The organism is Streptomyces sp. NPDC059850, from assembly GCF_042731515.1.
Taxonomy (GTDB): Bacteria; Actinomycetota; Actinomycetes; order Streptomycetales; family Streptomycetaceae; genus Streptomyces.
In genome coordinates this window covers 70,199-90,339 of the sequence record NZ_JBHWJI010000032.1, presented here as the reverse complement: position 1 = coordinate 90,339, position 20,141 = coordinate 70,199, and the positions used below count along the sequence as shown (strand labels likewise).

At 73.7% G+C, this 20,141-nt stretch carries 1 protein-coding gene; it reads right to left on the bottom strand.

What is annotated here, in order from left to right; genetic code table 11:
- Positions 1-26 precede the first annotated feature (26 nt).
- Positions 27-20,057, bottom strand: a complete 20,031-nt coding sequence (locus ACFV9T_RS25170; RefSeq protein ID WP_385444110.1) for a type I polyketide synthase — start codon at positions 20,055-20,057, stop codon at positions 27-29.
- Between the last annotated feature and the right edge of the window lie 84 nt (positions 20,058-20,141).

The window sequence follows — 20,141 nt, the reverse complement described above, 5'->3', positions numbered from 1 at the left end:
TCGTCGTCAAGGGTGCAGGGCATCTGTCACAGCTCCCCGAGCTCGCCGTCGATGAAGTCGAACAGCTCGTCGGCGGTGGCCTTCTCCAGGCTGCGCGTGGTCTGCGCGGGCTCCGGCTCGGTGCGGAAGCGGCTCCACTTGGCGAGCAGTGTCTGAAGCCGCACGGTGACCTCCTCGTAGGCGGTGTCGTCCGGGACGGCCTCGGCGAAGGCGTCCGGGGTGATCGTGGAGAGGGCCGACTCCATCCGGGCCAGCTCGGCGAGCAGCGGTGCCGCCGCCGTGGGCTCTTCCAGGTCCAGGTCGGCGAGGAGCTGGTCCGCGAGCCGGTGGGGGCTGGGATGGTCGAAGACCACGGTCGGGGTGAGCCGCAGCCCGGTGACCTGGTTGAGCCGGTTGCGCAGTTCCACGGCGGTCAGCGAGTCGAAGCCGAGTTCGCTGAAGGCCTGGTCGGGCTCGACGGCGTCCGCGGAGGTGTGTCCGAGGACGTCGGCGACCTGGCCGCGGACCACGTCGAGCAGCACCCGGGCACGGTCCTCGGCGGGTACGCCCAGCAGCCGGTCGCGCAGCGCGGTGCCGTCCGTGTCGGCCTGTTCCTGTGGGGTGGGCCGGGTCCGGCCGCGGACCAGGTCGCGCAGCAGCGGCGGTACGGCGCCCGCGCCGCCCGGCGCACGGTCGAGGCGGGTCGGCACCAGCAGGGCCTCGTCCAGGGTGTCGGCGAGGTCCAGCAGGGCCAGGCCCTCCGGCGCGGACAGGCCGGTCATACCGGAGCGGGTCATACGGCGTATGTCGACGTCTCCGATGGTGTCGGCCATGCCGCTGTTGACGCCGGTCTCGTCGGCCCACAGGCCCCAGGCGAGGGAGGTGGCCGCCAGCCCGAGGGCCCGGCGGTGGTGGGCCAGGGCGTCCAGGTAGGCGTTGGCCGCCGCGTAGTTGCCCTGGCCGGGGCCGCCGAAGACGCCGGCCGCGGAGGAGAAGAGGACGAACGCCGACAGCTCCAGGTCCCGGGTGAGGGTGTGGAGGTGCCAGGCGGCGTCCACCTTGGGGCGCAGCACCCGGTCCACCCGCTCGGGGGTGAGGGAGCCGATCACGCCGTCGTCGAGCACACCGGCGGCGTGCACCACGGCGGTCAGCGGATGCTCCTCGGGAATGCCGGCCAGCAGTGTGGCCAGCGCCTCCGGGTCGGCGGTGTCGCAGGCCGCGATCGTCACGCGGGCGCCCAGCTCGGTGAGTTCCGCCGCCAGTTCGGCGGCGCCGTTGGCGTTCGGGCCGCGCCTGCTGGTGAGTAGCAGGTCGCGGACGCCGCGGGCGGTGACCAGGTGGCGGGCGACCAGGCTACCGAGGGCGCCGGTGCCGCCGGTGATCAGGACGGTGCCGTCGCGGCGGGCGGCGAGGCCGGTTTCGGTGCCGTCCGCCGGGGTGTGCGCCCCGGCCGGGTCCGGCGGCGAGGCGGTGACCCGGGTGAGGCGGGCGGCGTGCGCGGTGCCGTCCCGCAGGGCGAGTTGGGGTTCGCCGGTGGCGACGGCGGCGGGCAGGGCTCGCCAGGAGGGTTCCCGGTCGTCGAGGTCGACGAGGACGAACCGGTCCGGGTTCTCGGTCTGTGCCGACCGGATGAGTCCCCACACGGCGGCTCCGGCGAGGTCCGGCACGCTGTCGTCGGGGTGCGCGGCGACGGCGCCGCGGGTCACCACGACCAGCCGGGCGGTGGCCAGGCGCGGGTCGGCGAGCCAGGTCTGGGCGAGGTCCAGCGCGTCGTGCGCGGCGCTGTGCACCGCGTCCGGCTGCTGGGCCTCCCGCGCGTCCGCCTGTTGCGGTGTCCGTGCACCTCCGGCGCCCACCAGGATCACCTCCGGCACCGGGGCGCCCGCGCCGATGGCTTCGGCGAGCGCGGCCAGGTCGGGGTAGGCGCCGGGCGGGGTGCCCACGGCCTTGAGGTTCTCGGCGAGGCGCAGCTCGTCGGTGCCGAGGACCGCCCAGGCGCCCGGCGTCACGGCGGGGAGGGCGGTCGGCTCGGGTACGGCCGCCCAGCCGAGCCGGAACAGGTTGTCGTGGTGCCCGGCGCGTGCGCCCGCGAACGTCTCGGCCGTCACTGGGCGCAGCACCAGCGACTCGACTGCGGCGACCGGTGCGCCGGAGGCGTCGGCGACGGTGAGGGACACGGTGTCCGGGCCGGCCGGTGACAGCCGGACGCGCAGCGCTCCCGCGCCGGTCCTGTGCAGCGACACGCCGGCCCAGGAGAACGGCAGCCGGATGCTGTCCTGGTCGGTGAGGAGTCCGCCGGGGCCGATCGCGTGGAGGGCGGCGTCCAGCAGTGCCGGGTGCAGCCCGAAGTGTGCCGCGTCGGCGCTGGTCGGCTGGTCGAGGGCGACTTCGGCGAGTACGTCCGTACCGTCCTGCCAGACGGCCCGCAGGCCCTGGAACGCCGGGCCGTAGTCGACGCCGTCGACCGCCAGCCGCTCGTACAGGCCGTCCACGGGGACGGGCACGGCACCGGCGGGCGGCCAGATTCCCGTCCCGGCGGGGGCGGGCGCGCCGCCGGTGGCGAGCAGACCGGCGGCGTGGCGGGTCCAGGGTTCGCCGGTCGCGGTGTCCTGGTTGCCCGCCGCGCGGGAGTGGACGGTCAGCGGGCGGCGGCCGGTGGTGTCGGTCTCGCCGACGGTCAGCCGGACCTGGACGGCGCCGTGTTCGGGCAGCACCAGCGGGGCTTCGATGGTGAGTTCGTCCAGCCGGTCGCAGCCCACGTGGTGTCCTGCGCGGACGGCCAGCTCGACGAAGGCGGTGCCGGGTACCAGCACCACTCCGGCGACGGCGTGGTCGGCGAGCCACGGGTGGGTGTCGAGCGACAGCCGTCCGGTGAACAGCAGGCCGCCGGAGTCGGGCAGTTCCACGGTGGCGCCGAGCAGCGGATGGTCGGCGGCGGCCAGCCCGGCCGCGGTGACGTCACCGGCGGTCTGCCGCGGCAGCCTGGGCCAGTAGGACTGGTGCTGGAAGGCGTACGTGGGCAGGGGCACCCGGCGGGCGCCCCTGCCCGCGAAGACCGGCTGCCAGTCGACCGGCAGGGCCGCGACATGCGCCTCGCCCAGGGAGGCGAGGAAGCGGTCCAGGCCGCCCTCCCGGCGGCGGATCGTGCTGATCACGGTCGCGTCGCCGTCGATCTGCTGGACCGCGATCGTCAGCATCGGGTGCGGGGAGCTCTCCAGGAACGTGCCGTACCCGTCCGCCAGGAGGCGGCGGACGACGGGCTCGAACAGCACCGTGCCGCGCATGTTGCGGTACCAGTACTCGGCGGTCAGCTCGGCGGTGTCGACGATCCCGCCGGTCACCGTCGAGTAGAACGGGATGTCCGTCGACCGGGCGATCACCGGGGCGAGCTGTGCCAGCAGGGGTTCGCGCAGTGGCTCGACCTGCGGGCAGTGGCTGGGCACCGAGGCGGGGATGGACCGTACCCGGATGCCGTCCGCCTCGCATTCGGCGACCAGCTCGGCCAGCGCCTGCTCGTCTCCGGCGATGGTGACCGCCTTGGGGCCGTTGACGCCGGCCACGGAGAGGGCTCGGCCCCAGCGGGCGACGCGGCGGGCCGCCTCCTCGCTGGAGATCATCACGGAGGCGACACCGCCCCGGCCGGCCAGGTTCTCGGCCAGCATGCGGCTGCGCAGCGCGACCACGCGGGCCGCGTCCGTCAAGGACAGCGCGCCCACGAAGCAGGCGGCGGCGATCTCGCCCTGCGAGTAGCCGACCACGGCGGAGGGCCGCACGCCGTGCGCGCGCCACAGTTCTGCGAGCGACACCATCACCGCGAACAGCACCGGCTGGACCACGTCCACCCGGTCGAGGTCCGGTGCCCCGGGCACGCCGCGCAGGACGTCCATCAGGGACCAGTCGAGGAACGGGGCGAACGCGGCGGCGCATTCCGCCATCCGCTCGGCGAACACCGGGGAGGCGTCGAGCAGTTCGAGCCCCATGCCCGGCCACTGGGTGCCCTGGCCGGGGAAGACGAACACCGGGCCGTTGCGGGTTCCGGCGCCGGGCCCGCCCCGGACCACGCCGAGCGGCTCCCGGCCGTCGGCGAGGGCGGCCAGCCGTTCCAGGAACTCGGCGGGTTCCGTGCCCACCACGACCGCGCGGTGGTCGAACACGGTACGTCCGGTGAGCAGCGAGTGGCCCACGTCCAGCGGGCGCAGCCGAGGGTGCCGCTCCAGGTGGGCCCGCAGCCGGGCGGCTTGGGCACGTACTCCCGCCGCGGTCCTGGCGGACAGCGGCCAGGGCACGACGGGTGCCGTGTCCTCGGCGGGCCCGTGGTCGGCGGGGTGCCGGGCCACGGGGGCGGGTTCCTCCAGGATGATGTGGGCGTTGGTGCCGCTGACGCCGAAGGACGACACGGCCGCCCGGCGCGGCCGGTCCAGGGCGGGCCAGTCGCGTGCCTCGGTGAGCAGTTCCACCGCCCCGGATTCCCAGTCGACCTGCGAGGTCGGCGCGCCGATGTGCAGGGTGCGCGGCAGCGCTCCGTGGCGCAGCGCCATCACCATCTTGATGATTCCGGCGGCGCCCGCGGCGGCCTGGGCGTGGCCGATGTTGGACTTGATGGAGCCGAGATACAGCGGTTCGGCGTCCGCCTCGCGCCGCCCGTAGGTGGCGAGCAATGCCTGTGCCTCGATGGGGTCGCCCAGCTTGGTGCCGGTGCCGTGCGCCTCCACGGCGTCGACGTCCGCCACGGACAGACCGGCGCTGTCCAGCGCCTGACGGATCACCCGCTGCTGGGCCGGTCCGTTCGGCGCGGTGAGCCCGTTGGACGCGCCGTCCTGGTTGACGGCGCTGCCGCGCACGATCGCCAGGACCGGGTGTCCGTTGCGGCGGGCGTCGGAGAGCCGCTCCACGAGCAGCATGCCGACGCCCTCGCCCCAGCCGGTGCCGTCGGCGTCGTCCGAGAAGGACTTGCTGCGCCCGTCCGGGGAGAGCGCACGCTGCCGGGAGAATTCGACGAAGGTGCGCGGGGTGGACATGACGGTCACGCCACCGGCGAGGGCCATCGAGCACTCCCCCGACCGCAGCGCCTGAGCGGCCAGGTGCAGGGTGACCAGCGACGAGGAGCAGGCGGTGTCGATGGTGACCGCCGGGCCTTCGAGGCCGAGGGTGTACGACACCCGGCCGGAGGCGACGCTTCCGGAGCTGCCTGCGCCGCCGACGTCGCCTTCGGTGTCCTCGTCGGAGCCCTGTGCCAGGAGCACACCGTAGTCGTGGTACATCACCCCGGCGAACACTCCGGTACGGCTGCCCTTGAGGGATGTGGGGTCGATACCCGCGTGTTCGATGGCTTCCCACGAGGTTTCCAGCAGCAGCCGCTGGTGCGGGTCCATCATCAGGGCCTCGCGCGGGCTGATGCCGAAGAAGGCCGGGTCGAACTCGGCGGCGCCGTAGAGGAATCCGCCCTCGTTGGTGTACGAGGTGGCGGGGCGGGACAGCTCCGGGTCGTACAGCGACTCGACGTCCCAGCCGCGGTCGGCGGGGAAGACGTCCACGCCGTCGGCGCCGGTGGCGACCAGCTGCCACAGTTCGTCCGGGGAGGTCACCCCGCCCGGGTAGCGGCAGGCCATGCCGACGATCGCGATGGGCTCGTCGGCGGCCGGCGCGGCGACGCCGGTGGGCGGCGCGGTCTCGGTCCGCGCGCCGACGAGTTCGTCGCGCAGCATTCGGGCCAGCGCCAGCGGCGTCGGGTAGTCGAAGACGAGGGTCGCGGGCAGTCGCATTCCGGCGGCCTTGGTGAGCCGGTTGCGCAGCTCCACGGCGGTCAGCGAGTCGAACCCCGCGTCCCGGAAGGCCTGTTCGGCTTCGACGGCGGCCGCCGAGTCGTGGCCCAGTACCGCGGCCACCTGGGTACGGACCAGTTCCAGCAGCCGGTGCTCCTGCTCCGCCGGGTCGAGTCCGGCGAGCCCCTGGGCCAGTGCCGAGCCGGTGGCGGACTCCTCTGCGGCGAGCCGCCGCCGGGCGGGCCCGCGCACCAGGCCCCGCAGCAGGGCGGGTACGTCGGCGGTTTCCGCGGCGGTGCCCGGGTCGCCGAGGCCGAGGTGCATGGGCACCAGGACGGGCTCGTCGACGGCGGCCGCGCGGTCGAACAGCGTGGTGCCCTGCCGGGCGGACAGCGGGTGCAGGCCCGAGCGGGCCATCCGCTGCCGGTCGCTGTCGGTCAGCGCGTCCGCCATGCCTCCGGTCTCGTCCCACGGTCCCCAGGCCAGGGACCGGCCGGGCAGGCCGGAGGCGGTACGGAGCTGGGCGAGCGCGTCCAGGAAGGCGTTCGCCGCCGCGTAGTTGGCCTGTCCGGCGCCGCCCATGACGCCCGCCACGGACGAGAACAGCACGAAGGAGGTGAGGGGCGCGTCGCGGGTCAGCTCGTGCAGGTTCCACGCGCCGTCCACCTTGGGGCGCAGCACGGCCGCCATCCGCTGCGGGGTCAGCGCGCCGACCACTCCGTCGTCGGTGACACCGGCGGCGTGCACCACTGCGGTCAGCGGGTGCTCGGCGGGTATCCCGGCGAGCACCTGGGCCAGCGCGTCGCGGTCCGCAACGTCGACGGCGGCGACCTGTACGGAGGCGCCCAGCCCGGCGAGTTCGGCCACCAGCTCGGCCACGCCCGGCGCGGCATCGCCGCGCCGGCTGGTCAGCAGCAGCCGGCGTACGCCGCGCTCGGTCACCAGATGCCGTGCGAGCACCGCGCCGAGGGCGCCCGTACCACCGGTCACCAGTACCGTGCCGGCGCTCTCCGCGGCGGCCGGGGCGGTGTCGGCGGGGGCCGTCACCCGGGCCAGCCTCGGCACCACGACCCTGCCCTCACGGACGGCCAGCTGGGGTTCGTCCCCATTGAGCGCCCCGCTCAGGGGCCCGGCGGGGACGGCGTCCTCGTCCAGGTCGAGGAGGACGAGACGGCCGGGGTTCTCCGACTGCGCCGAGCGCACCAGGCCCCATACGGCCGCGCCCGCCAGGTCGGACAGTTGGTCCCCGACGGCGCCCCGGGTCACCAGGACCAGCCGCGAGGACGCGAACCGCTCCTCGGCCAGCCACGACTGCACCAGCGTCAGGGCGACGGCGGCGCCCTCGTGCACGCCGCCGGCCGTGGCCTCGCCGCCGGTGACGCAGGCGAACACCACGTCGGGCAGCGGCCCGTCGAGCGCGTCCAGATCCGGACGGACATCGAGACCGGGCCCGTCCGGATCGAACGCGGCGGCGACACCGTACGTATCGTCGCCCACGACGGCCCAGGAGCGGGCCGCGTCCTCCACCGGCTGCTGCCGCTCGGGCAGCGGCACCCACTCGACCCGGAACAGGGACTCCCGGCCGCTGCCCCGGGCGGTCTCCAGCTGACCGGCCCGCACCGGGCGCAGGGACAGCGTGTCGACGCTCGCCACGGGGACACCGGCCCGGTCGGTGACCGTCAGGGCCACCGTGTCGGCGCCGACCCGGGACAGCCGCACCCGCACCGCCCGCGCGCCCTCGGCGTACAGGCTCACACCCGACCAGGCGAAGGGCAGCCGGGCCTGGCCAGCCGCCTCGACCAGTTCACCCAGCCCGACCGCGTGCAGCGCCGCGTCCAGCAGAGCCGGATGCAGCCCGAACTCACCGGCCGCGTCCGCGACCCCGTCGTCCAGGGCGACCTCGGCGAACACCTCGCCGGGTCGCGTCCACACCGCGCGCACGCCCTGGAACGCGGGCCCGTACTCCAGCCCCGCGGCGGCGAACGCGTCGTACAGTCCCTCGATCGCCACGGGAACGGCGTCCGCCGGTGGCCACACGCCCGGCTCGGCCGATGGCACCGGCCCGGCCGGTGCCAGCCGTCCACTGGCGTGCCGCGTCCAGGCCCGGCCCTCGTGACGGGAGTGGATGCTCAAGCCCCGGGCGCCGGAGCCATCCGGTCCGCCGACGACCAACTGCACCTGCACCGAGCCGCGTTCGGGCAGCAGCAGCGGCGCCTCAAGGGTCAGCTCCTCCAGACGGCCGCAGTCGACCTGGTCGCCGGCCCGGATGGCCAGCTCCACGAAGGCGGTGCCGGGCAGCAGCACCGAGCCCATGACGGAGTGGTCCGCGAGCCACGGATGTGTGTCCAGCGACAGCCGGCCGGTGAACAGCAGCCCACCGGTGGCGGGCGTCTCCACGGCGGCACCCAGCAGCGGATGGTCCGCGGCGCTCAGGCCCGCCAGCTCGACGTTGCTCGCCAAGACCCCGGCCTCCAGCCAGTACCGCTGGTGCTGGAAGGCGTAGGCCGGCAGCTCCACCTGCCTGGCCCCCCGGCCCGCGAAGAGCGCCGCCCAGTCCACGGCGGCGCCCCCGAGGTGTGCCCGCGCGACGGCCGAGGTCAGCGTGTGCGCCTCGGGGCGGTCGGCACGGAGGACGGGAACGAAGAGAGCGTCGGCGCTGTCCTGCCCCATCGCCGAGAGGACACCGTCCGGCCCCAGCTCGACCAGGGTGCGGATGCCCTGCTCGGCGAGCGTCCCGACACCGTCCGCGAAACGGACGGCCTCACGGACGTGCCGCACCCAGTACTCCGGGCCGCACAGCTCCTCGGCGGTGGCCGGACGACCGGTCACATTCGAGACCACCGCGATACGCGGCGCGCTGTACGACAGTCCCTGCGCGACCCGGCGGAACTCCGCCAGCATCGGCTCCATACGAGGCGAGTGGAAGGCGTGGGAGACCGTCAGCCGCTTGGTCTTACGGCCCCGCTGAGCGAACCGCTCCGCGATTTCCAGTACCCCGGTTTCGTCACCCGAGATCACCACCGACTCGGGCCCGTTGACGGCAGCGATCGACACGGCGCCGGTCACCATCTCGGCGACCTCGGCCTCGGTCGCCCGCACGGCCACCATCGCGCCGCCGGGCGGCAGCGCCCGCATCAGACGGCCGCGCGCGGCAACCAGCGTGCACGCGTCCTCAAGCGACCAGACACCCGCCACATGCGCGGCGGCCAGCTCACCGATCGAATGGCCCAGCAGAACGTCAGGCGTGACGCCCCACGACTCCAGCAGTCGGAAGAGGGAAACCTCCAACGCGAACAGACCAGCCTGCGTGTAGACGGTCTCGTCCAGCGCGGCCGCGTCTCCGAAGACGACCTCCCGCAGCGGACGGTCCAGCTCCGCGTCGAACCGTGCGCACACCGCGTCGAACGCCTCCGCGAACACCGGGAACGCCGCGTACAGCTCCCGGCCCATCCCGACCCGCTGCGAGCCCTGACCCGTGAACAGGAACCCGACGCGCCCGTCCTCACCGGCGACGCCCTCGAACAGTGTCGCCGAACTCCCCTCCTCGGCCAGCGCGTTCAGGGCGGCGAGAAGTTCATCCCGGTCCGTGGCGACCACGGCGGCCCGGTGTTCCAGGGCCATCCGGGAGGTGGCCAGGGTCAGCGCCACGTCGAGCTGCCGCAGCTCGGGCCTCTCCACCAGGTGCGCGTGCAGGCGCGCGGCCTGGGCGCGCAGGGCCGTGGCGGTCTTGCCGGACAGGACCCAGGGGATCACCGGGGAGCTGACAGTGGCCGTGTCCGGCTCGTCGGCGGGCTCGCTCGGCGGTGCCTGTTCCAGAACGACGTGGGCGTTGGTACCGCTGATGCCGAAGGAGGAGACACCCGCGCGGCGCGCGTGCCCGGTCTCCGGCCACTCCCGCGCCTCGGTCAGCAACTCCACGGCGCCCGCGGACCAGTCGACCTGGTGGGACGGCTCGTCCACGTGCAGGGTGCGCGGCAGCACACCGTGCCGCATCGCCATCACCATCTTGATCACACCAGCCACACCGGCGGCGGCCTGGGCGTGTCCGATGTTGGACTTCACCGAGCCGAGCCACAGCGGCTGTTCCCGCTCCTGGCCGTAGGTCGCGAGCAGCGCCTGCGCCTCGATCGGGTCGCCGAGGGTGGTGCCGGTGCCGTGTGCCTCGACGGCGTCGACATCGGCGGTCGTAAGCCGCGCGTTGGCGAGCGCCTGGCGGATCACCCGCTGCTGGGACGGGCCGTTCGGGGCCGTGAGGCCGTTGGACGCGCCGTCCTGGTTGACCGCGCTGCCCCGTACGACCGCCAGCACCCGGTGGCCGTTGCGCTCGGCGTCCGACAGCCGCTCGACCAGCACGACGCCGACGCCTTCGCCCCAGCCGGTGCCGTCGGCGGTGTCCGCGAAGGATTTGCACCGGCCGTCGGCGGCGAGGCCGCGCTGACGGGAGAACTGGACGAAGGTACCCGCGGTCGGCATGACCGTGACGCCGCCCGCGAGGGCGAGGGCGCACTCCCCCGAGCGCAGTGCCTGCACCGCCAGGTGCAGGGCGACGAGGGAGGAGGAGCAGGCGGTGTCGACGGTGACCGCCGGGCCCTCCAGACCGAAGGTGTACGCCACGCGGCCGGACACCACGCTGGCCGAGGCGCCGGTCATGGCGTAGCCCTCGACGCTCTCCGCGGCGGTGTCGAATCCGGCGCCGTATCCCTGGTAGCCGCATCCGGCGAACACTCCGGTCCGGCTGCCGCGCAGGCCGACGGGGTTGATCCCGGCATTCTCGAAGACCTCCCAGGAGGCCTCCAGCAGCAGCCGCTGCTGCGGGTCCATCGCCAGCGCTTCACGCGGGCTGATGCCGAACAGACCGGGGTCGAAGTCGCCCGCCTGGTAGAGGAAGCCGCCTTCGCGGACGTACGAGGCCCCGGGCCGGTCGGGGTCCGGGTCGTACAGCTTCTCCAGGTCCCAGCCACGGTCGGCGGGGAACTCCCCGATGCCGTCCATGCCGTCGGCGACCAGCCGCCACAGTTCCTCCGGGGAGGACACGCCGCCGGGGTAGCGGCAGGCCATGCCGACGATCGCGATCGGATCGTCGGTGGTCCCGACCGCGGCGGCGGGGGTGTCGGACGCGGGCTCCGCGCCCACGCCGCGCAGTTCGCGGCCCAGGTGCTCGGCCAGGACCGCCGCGGTGGGGAAGTCGTACACGAGTGTGGAGGGCAGGGTGAGCCCGGTCGCGGCATTCAGCCGGTTGCGGAACTCGACGGCGGTCAGCGAGTCGAAGCCCAGCTCCTTGAACGGACGTTCGGCCGCCACATCGTCCGGCGCGGCGTGGCCCAGTACCCCCGCCACCTCGGTACGGACCAGTTCCAGCAGCGCCCGCCCGCGCTCCGCCTCGGAGAGGCCGCGCAGTCGGCGCGCGAGCGCGGAGTCCGCGAGGTCCGCGTCGTGCGGGCGTTCCTCGTCCAGCACCGCTCGGACGGCCGGCAGGTCGCCGATGAGCGGGCGGGGCCGGGCGACGGCGAAGCCGGGCAGGAACTGCTCCCACTCCACGTCGGCGACGGTCAGGGCGGTGTCGTCGGCGTCCATGGCCTGCTGGAGGGCGGCGATGGCCGACTCCGGCGCCAGCGGCAGCAGACCGCCCCGGCGCAGCTGTGCCTCACCCGTGGCGTCCGCTGCTGCCAGGCCGACCTCGGCCCAGGGTCCCCAGGCGAGCGCGGTCGCGGGCAGTCCGGCGTCCCGGCGCTGCTGGGCGAGGGCGTCGAGGTAGGCGTTGGCCGCGGCGTAGGCTCCCTGACCGCCGCTGCCCCAGATGCCGGAGACGGACGAGAACAGGACGAACGCGTCCAGGGGCGTGTCGAGGAGCAGTTCGTGCAGATGTCGGGCGCCGGCGACCTTGCCGGTCACCACGCGCGTGAACTCCTCGGCGTCCATGTCGGCGAGCGGGGTGTACTGGCCGACGCCCGCGGCGTGCACCACCGCCCGGAGCGGCCGCTCCGGGGGCAGGGCCGCCAGCAGGTCCACCAGCGCCTCCCGGTCCGCGATGTCGCAGGCCGCCACCGTCACCTCGGCGCCGAGCCCGGTCAGCTCCTGGCGCAGTTCCCCGGCGCCGGGAGCCTCGAGGCCCCGGCGGCTGGTGAGGATCAGGTGCTCGGCGCCGTTGCGGGCGAGCCAGCGGGCGACTTCACCGCCCAGCGCACCCGTACCGCCGGTCACCAGCACGGTGCCGCGCGGGCGCCACGGGGCACTGTCCGCCGTACGGCGAGGAGCGTGGGCGAGCCGTCGGACGAACACGCCCGAGGCCCGCACCGCGATCTGGTCCTCGTCGCCGCTCCCGGCCAGTACCGCGAGCAGCCGCCGCAGCGCCTGCTCGTCGGCCGTCTCCGGTACGTCGACCAGACCGCCCCACCGGTCGGGGTGCTCCAGCCCCACCACCCGGCCAAGGCCCCAGGCCTGCGCCTGGGCGGGGCTGGCCAGCCGGTCGGACCGGCCCACCGACACCGCGCCCCGTGTCAGGCACCACAGTGGTGCCGTGACCTCCGCGTCGCCGAGGGCCCGTACGAGTTCCAGGGTGGACCCCAGGCCCTCGGTCACTCCGGGGTGCTGAGAGCGAACGGTCTCGTCCAGCGCGAGGAACGACAGCACGCCGTTGACGGGCCCCTCCTCCTCAGCCAGTTCGGACAGCCGCCGGGCCAGCCGCGCGCGGTGGTCCCCGTCCGCGCCGACGGTCAGGAGGACGGTCCGTGCCCCCCGTCCGTCCATCGCGGACAGGACGGCGTCGGCCCATTCGTCGCCGCGCCGCCCCTCGGGCACGACCACGAGCCAGGTCCCGGTCGGAGCGACGGCGCCGCTCTCCGGCACCGGCTTCCACGTCACCCGGTAGCGCCACGAGTCGGCGACCGACTCCGTGCGGTGCCGCTTGCGCCAGGCCGCCAGCACCGGCAGCGCCGCGCTCAGCGCATCCCGCTCGGCCGCACCGACCCGCAAGGTCTCGGCGACTCGCGCCACATCGGCCCGCTCCACGGCCTCCCAGAACGCCCGGTCCACCGGATCGACCCTGTCCGTGGCCCCCACCGGTTCCGACACCGTCCAGTAGCGCTCCCGCTGGAAGGCATACGTCGGCAACTCCACCGGGCGCGTGCCCCAGCCCGCGAAGAACGCCGCCCAGTCGACAGTGGCTCCGCGGACGTGGGCCTGGGTGACGGCCGTGGTCACGGTCTGCGCTTCGGGCCGGTCGGCGCGGAGGGTGGTCGCGAAGAGGGCGTCGGTGCTGTCCTGGCCCATCGCGGAGAGCACACCGTCCGGGCCCAGCTCGATCAGGGTGCGTACACCCTGATCGTCCAGGGCCTTGACCCCGTCCGCGAAGCGCACCGCCTCACGGACGTGCCGCACCCAGTAGTCCGGATCGCACAACTCTTCGGCGGTCGCGAGCCGTCCGGTCAGATTCGAGACGACGGCGATACGCGGCGCTTCATACGACAGGCCGTCCGCGACCTGGCGGAACTCCGTCAGCATCGGCTCCATACGCGGCGAATGGAAAGCATGCGAAACCGTGAGCCGCTTGGTCTTACGACCCTGCTGAGCAAACCGCTCGGCCATCTCCTGTACGGCGTCCTCGTCGCCGGAAACAACGACGGAGGTGGGTCCGTTGACGGCGGCAATCGAGATCGTGTCCAGGCCGGTCAGGGCCTCGGCGACCTCGGCCTCGCTCTCCTGCACCGCCACCATCGCACCACCAGCGGGCAGCGCCTGCATCAACCGACCGCGTGCCGCCACGAGTGTGCACGCGTCCTCCAGCGACCACACCCCCGCCACATACGCGGCGGCCAGCTCACCGATGGAGTGTCCGAGCAGGACATCCGGTGCCAGACCCCACGACTCCAGCAGCCGGAACAGCGCCACTTCCACAGCGAACAAACCCGCCTGCGTGTAGACGGTCCGGTCGAGCGCGGCCGCGTCCTCGAAGACGACCTCCCGCAGCGGGCGGTCCAACTCCGCGTCAAACCAAGCGCATACGGTGTCGAACGCCTCAGCGAACACCGGAAACGCCGCGTACAGCTCACGGCCCATCCCGACCCGCTGCGAGCCCTGACCGGTGAATAGGAATCCGACCCTGCCACCGTCACCGGCCGACCCGTGCACGAGCCCCGGCAGGCGCTCGCCCTCGGCCAAAGCCGCCAGTACGGCCAGGAATTCGTCCCGGTCTCCGGACACGAGCCCTGCGCGGTCCTCCAGCGCCGCTCGCGAGGTGGCCAGCGCGTGGCCGACATCGACGAGGGAGGACTCGGGGTGCGCTTCCAGCCAGTCCTTCAGTCGCCGTGCCTGGCCGCGCAGGGCGGCTTCGGTACGTCCGGACAGCACCCAGGGCACGACCGGCGATGCCACGACCGGTGTCCGCGGCGTGGTCGTCGGGGTGTCGGGGGCCTGCTCGATGATGGTGTGGACGTTGGTGCCGCTGATACCGAAGGAGGACACGGCGGCCCGGCGCGGTCGCCCCGACTCAGGCCACTCCCGCGCCTCGGTCAGCAGCTCCACCGCGCCCTCGGACCAGTCCACCTGCTGTGAGGGCTGATCCACGTGCAGGGTCCGCGGCAGCACACCGTGCCGCATCGCCATCACCATCTTGATCACACCAGCCACACCCGCGGCCGCCTGCGTATGCCCGATGTTCGACTTCACCGACCCCAGCCACAAGGGCTGTTCGCGGTCCTGCCCGTAGGTGGCGAGGAGAGCCTGCGCCTCGATCGGGTCACCCAACGTCGTCCCCGTACCGTGCGCCTCCAGCGCATCCACGTCGGCCGCCGTCAGCTGTGCGTTCGCCAGCGCCTGCCGGATCACCCGCTGCTGCGACGGACCATTCGGCGCCGTCAACCCATTCGACGCACCGTCCTGATTCACCGCACTGCCGCGCACCACCGCCAACACCCGGTGACCATTGCGCTCCGCGTCCGACAGCCGCTCCACCAGCAGCACACCGACGCCCTCACCCCAGCCGGTGCCGTCCGCCGCGTCCGCGAAGGACTTGCAGCGACCGTCGGCGGCGAGCCCGCGCTGCCGGGAGAACTCCACGAACGTACTGGCGGTCGGCATCACGGCGACGCCACCGGCCAGCGCGAGCGAGCACTCCCCCGAGCGCAACGCCTGCGCGGCGAGATGCAAGGCGACGAGGGAGGACGAACAGGCGGTGTCGACGGTCACCGCCGGGCCCTCCAGGCCGAGGGCATAGGCGATACGGCCGGAGGCGACGCTGGTGGAGATGTCGGTGAGGGAGTATTCGGCCGGGTCGTCGCCCTGGCCGCCGCCGACGCCGTAGCCCTGGTAGCTGGAGCCGACGAACACGCCGCAGGGGTGGCCCCGGAGTGCGGTCGGGTCGATGCCCGCCCGCTCCACGGCCTCCCAGGAGGCCTCGAGGAGGAGTCGCTGCTGCGGGTCCATCGTGAGGGCCTCACGCGGCGAGATGCCGAACATCCCGGCGTCGAAGTGGCCGGCGTCGTAGAGGAATCCGCCTTCACGGGTGTACGAGGTCCCGGGGTGCTCGGGGTCGGGGTGGTAGACCGCGTCCGGGTCCCAGCCACGGTCGGTGGGGAACTCCCCGATGCCGTCACCGTCAGCGGCCACCAGCCGCCACAGTTCCTCCGGCGACGAGACGCCTCCGGGGTAGCGGCAGGCCATGCCGACGATCGCGATCGGATCGTCGGTGGGCGCGGTGCTCGCGGGGAGCGCCGTGTGGACCCGGCCCGCGGCGCCGACCAGTGCGTCGCGGAGGTGTCCGGCCAGGTCGACGGGGGTGGGGTGGTCGAAGACGAGGGTGGCCGGGAGGACCAGCCCGGTGTGGGTGTTGAGCCGGTTGCGGAGTTCCACCGCGGTGAGCGAGTCGAAGCCGAGTTCCCGGAAGGCACGGCCCGCTTCCACCACGTCCTGGGAGGCGTGGCCCAGTACGGCGGCGGTCTCGGTGCGTACCAGGTCCAGGAGCAGGCGCTGCTGCTCGGCTTCGGAGAGCGCGGCGAGGCGGCGCGGCAGTTCCGCGTCGGCGTCGTCGTCGGGCGCCTCGGTGACCAGGGCGCTGCGCACCTCGGGCAGATCACCGAGGAGCGGGCTGGGGCGTACGGCGGTGAAGCCCGCGACGAAGCGGTCCCAGCCGACGTCGGCGACGGACACGGCCACGTCGTCGTGCTCGACGGCCTGCCGGAGTGCGACGACGCCCAGTTCGGGGGCGAGCGGGCTCAGGCCGCGGCGGCGCAGATGCCCCTCGGCCTCGCCGTCGGCCATGCCGCCGCCGCTCCACGGGCCCCAGGCCACCGAGGTGGCGGCCAGTCCCCGGTCGCGGCGCTGTTCGGCGAGGGCGTCGAGGTAGGCGTTGGCGGCCGCGTACGCGCCCTGGCCGCCGCTGCCCCAGACGGCGGAGATGGAGGAGTAGAGGACGAAGGCGTCCAGAGGGGTGTCGCCCAGCAGTTCGTCCAGGTCGCGGGCTCCGGCCACCTTGGCGCGCAGTACGTCGGCGAGTTCGGCCGGGGCGGTGTCGGCGACGGGCGTGAACTGGCCCGCGCCCGCGGCGTGCAGCACCGCGCTGAGCGGCGTCTCGGCGGGTATCTCGGCGAGCAGCCTGGCCAGTGCGTCCCGGTCGGCCATGTCACAGGCCGCGACGGTGACCGTCGCACCCAGCTCGGTCAGTTCCCGGCGCAGTTCCTCGGCGCCGGGAGCCGCGAGGCCCCGGCGGCTGGTGAGGATCAGGTGCTCGGCGCCGTTGCGGGCGAGCCAGCGGGCGGCTTCGGCGCCCAGGGCGCCGGTGCCGCCGGTGACCAGGACGGTGCCGCGCGGGCGCCAGGGGGTGACCGGCGACTCGGAGCGGGGGGCGCGGGCGAGTCGTCGTACGAACGCCCCGGAGGCGCGCACCGCGATCTGGTCCTCGGTACCGTCCTCGGCCAGCACGCGCAGCACCCGGGCCAGCGAGCGGTCGTCCAGGGTTTCGGGCAGGTCGAGCAGTCCGCCCCATCGGTCGGAGTGCTCCAGGGCCACGGTCCGGCCGAGCCCCCAGGTCTGCGCCTGTGCCGGGCTCGCCGGGCGGTCGGACCGGCCGACCGAGACGGCGCTCCGGGTCAGACACCACAGCGGCGCCGCGATGTCCGCTTCTCCGAGGGCCCGCACCAGTTCGAGCGTGGCGGCGAGTCCGGAGGTCACCTCGGGGTGCTCCCGGAGCGGGGTCTCGTCCAGCGCGAGGAAGGACAGCACACCGGCGACCGGCGCCGAGTCGGCGACCGTGTCCCGCAGTCGGGGCAGCAGCGCGGCCACGGTGCAGTCGGCCGCGTCGACCTCGACGGGGACCGGCTCGGCGCCGGAGGCGTCTAGCGCGTCGATAACCGCGGCAGCCCCCGCCGACCGGCCCTGTGGCAGCAGCACGATCCAACGGCCCGTCAGCGGCCGCCCCGGCTCGGTGGCATGCGACACCGGCTTCCAGACGATCCGGTAGCGCCATGAGTCCACTGCCGACTGCGTGCGGTGCCGTTCGCGCCACGAGGCCAGCATCGGAAGCACCGTGCCAAGCGAGGACCGCTCCTCCTCGCCGACCTCCAGCGTGCCCGCGAACGCCGCCACGTCCCCGCGCTCCACGGCCTCCCAGAAAGCGGCGTCCACCGGGTCGGCGGAACCGGTGCCCTCGCTGATCTCGGGCCAGTAGCGCTCGCGCTGGAAGGCGTAGGTGGGCAGGTCGACCGTCCTGGCGCCGCGCCCGGCGAAGAACGCCGCCCAGTCGACGGCCACTCCCTCAATATGGACTCGGGCGACAGCGGTGGTCAGGGCCTGGGTCTCGGGCCGGTCGGCGCGGAGGGTGGGCACGAAGAGGGCGTCGGTGCTGTCCTGGCCCATCGCGGAGAGCACACCGTCCGGGCCCAGCTCGATGAGCGTCCGTATGCCCTGTTCGGCCAGCGCTTGCATTCCGTCCGCGAAACGCACCGCTTCTCGGACGTGCCGCACCCAGTACTCCGGACTGCACAGCTCGTCGGCGGTGGCTGGACGACCGGTCACATTCGAGACGACCGCGATACGCGGCGCCTCGTACGACAGCCCCTCCGCGACCCTGCGGAACTCCGCCAGCATCGGCTCCATGCGTGGCGAATGGAAGGCGTGAGAAACCGTGAGCCGCTTGGTCTTGCGACCCTGCTGGGCGAACCGCTCCGCGATCTCCAGCACAGTGTTCTCGTCGCCGGAAACAACGACGGACGCGGGCCCGTTGACGGCGGCGATCGATACCGTGTCCAGGCCGGTCAGGGCCTCGGCCACCTCGGCCTCGCCCGCCTGCACCGCCACCATCGCACCGCCCTCGGGCAGCGCCTGCATCAAACGACCGCGCGCCGCCACCAGCGCACACGCGTCCTCAAGCGACCACACACCCGCCACATACGCAGCAGCCAACTCACCAATCGAGTGGCCCAGCAGTACATCCGGCGTGACGCCCCAGGACTCCAGGAGCCGGAACAACGCCACTTCCACAGCGAACAGTGCCGCCTGCGTGTAAACCGTCTGGTCCAGAGCGGCCGCGTCCTCGAAGACGACCTCCCGCAGCGACCGTTCCAGCTCCGCGTCGAATCGCGCACACACCGCATCGAACGCCTCCGCGAACACCGGGAACACCGCATACAGCTCACGGCCCATCCCGACCCGCTGCGAGCCCTGACCCGTGAACAGGAACCCGACCCGGCCAGCCTCACCGGCCGAGCCTCGTACGAGCCCCGGCGCGCCCTCGGCCAACGCGGCCAGCCCGGCGATGAGTTCGTCCCTGTCTCCCGAGACGACGGCAGCCCGGTGTTCCAGGTCGGACCGGGACGTAGCCAGGGAGAAGCCTGTGTCGACGAGTCGCAGGTCCGGCGTGTCCAGTAGGTGGGTGTGCAGGCGGGCGGCCTGGGCGCGCAGGGCGCTGTCGGTTCGGCCGGAGAGCAGCAGGGGTACCGTCGGCGAGTCGACCGTCACGGTCTCCGGTTCGCCGACCGGTTCCTCCTGGGGTTCTTCCTCCAGCACGACGTGGGCGTTGGTGCCGCTGATGCCGAAGGAGGAGACGCCCGCGCGGCGGGGTCGCCCGCTCTCCGGCCACTCCCGCGCCCCGGTCAGCAGCTCCACAGCTCCGGCGGACCAGTCCACCTGCGCGGTGCGCTCGGCGGCGTGCAGGGTCTGTGGCAGTACGCCCTGCCGCATCGCCATGACCATCTTGATCACACCGGCCACACCGGCAGCCGCCTGTGTGTGCCCGATGTTCGACTTGACGGACCCCAGCCACAGAGGCTGTTCGCGGTCCTGTCCGTAGGTGGCGAGGAGGGCCTGCGCTTCTATCGGGTCGCCCAACGTCGTCCCCGTACCGTGCGCCTCCACCGCGTCCACATCGGCCGCCGTCAGCCGCGCGTTCGCCAGTGCCTGACGGATCACCCGCTGCTGGGACGGGCCGTTCGGCGCCGTCAACCCATTCGACGCACCGTCCTGGTTCACCGCAGTGCCGCGTACGACCGCCAGCACCGGATGACCGTTGCGACGGGCGTCCGACAACCGCTCCACCAGCAGCACGCCCACACCCTCGGCCATGCCCATACCATCAGCGTCCGCCGAGAACGCCTTGGACCGGCCGTCGGCGGCGACGCCACGCTGGCGCGAGAACTCCACCAGCGGGCCAGGCGTCGCCATGACCGTGACGCCGCCCGCGAGGGCGAGGGTGCAGTCGCCCTTGCGCAGGGCGTGGGCGGCGAGGTGGAGGGCGACGAGGGAGGACGAGCAGGCGGTGTCGACCGTCACCGCCGGGCCTTCAAGGCCCAGGGTGTAGGCGACGCGACCGGAGAGGACGCTGCCGGAGTTGCCGGTGCCGACATAGCCTTCGGCCTCGCCGGGGGCGGTGCCGAAGAGGGCCGCGTAGTCCTGGCCGCTGATGCCCGCGAAGACGGCCGTTTTGCTGCCCTTGAGGGAGGCCGGGTCGATGCCCGCCCGTTCCAGGGCTTCCCAGGAGGTCTCCAGCAGCAGCCGCTGCTGCGGGTCCATGGCCAGCGCCTCACGGGGGCTGATGCCGAAGAATCCGGCGTCGAACTCGGCGGCCTCGTGCAGGAATCCGCCGCCGCGGACGTAGGACCTGCCCATGGCGTCCGGGTCCGGGTCGTGCAGGCTCTCCAGGTCCCAGCCGCGGTCGGCGGGCAGGGGCGTGATGGCGTCGATGCCGGATGCGAGGAGCCGCCACAGTTCCTCGGGGGAGCTGACACCTCCGGGGAAGCGGCAGCTCATCGCCACGATCGCGATCGGCTCCTGCTCCTTGTCGGTGACCTCCCGCAGGCGGTCGTGCGCCTCGTCGAGTTCGGCGGTCACTCGGCGGAGATATGTGCGAAGTTTGTCTTCATTCGCCATGGGAGCAGCATCCATTCAGACTTGCGGGAAAACGGCGGGCACGTG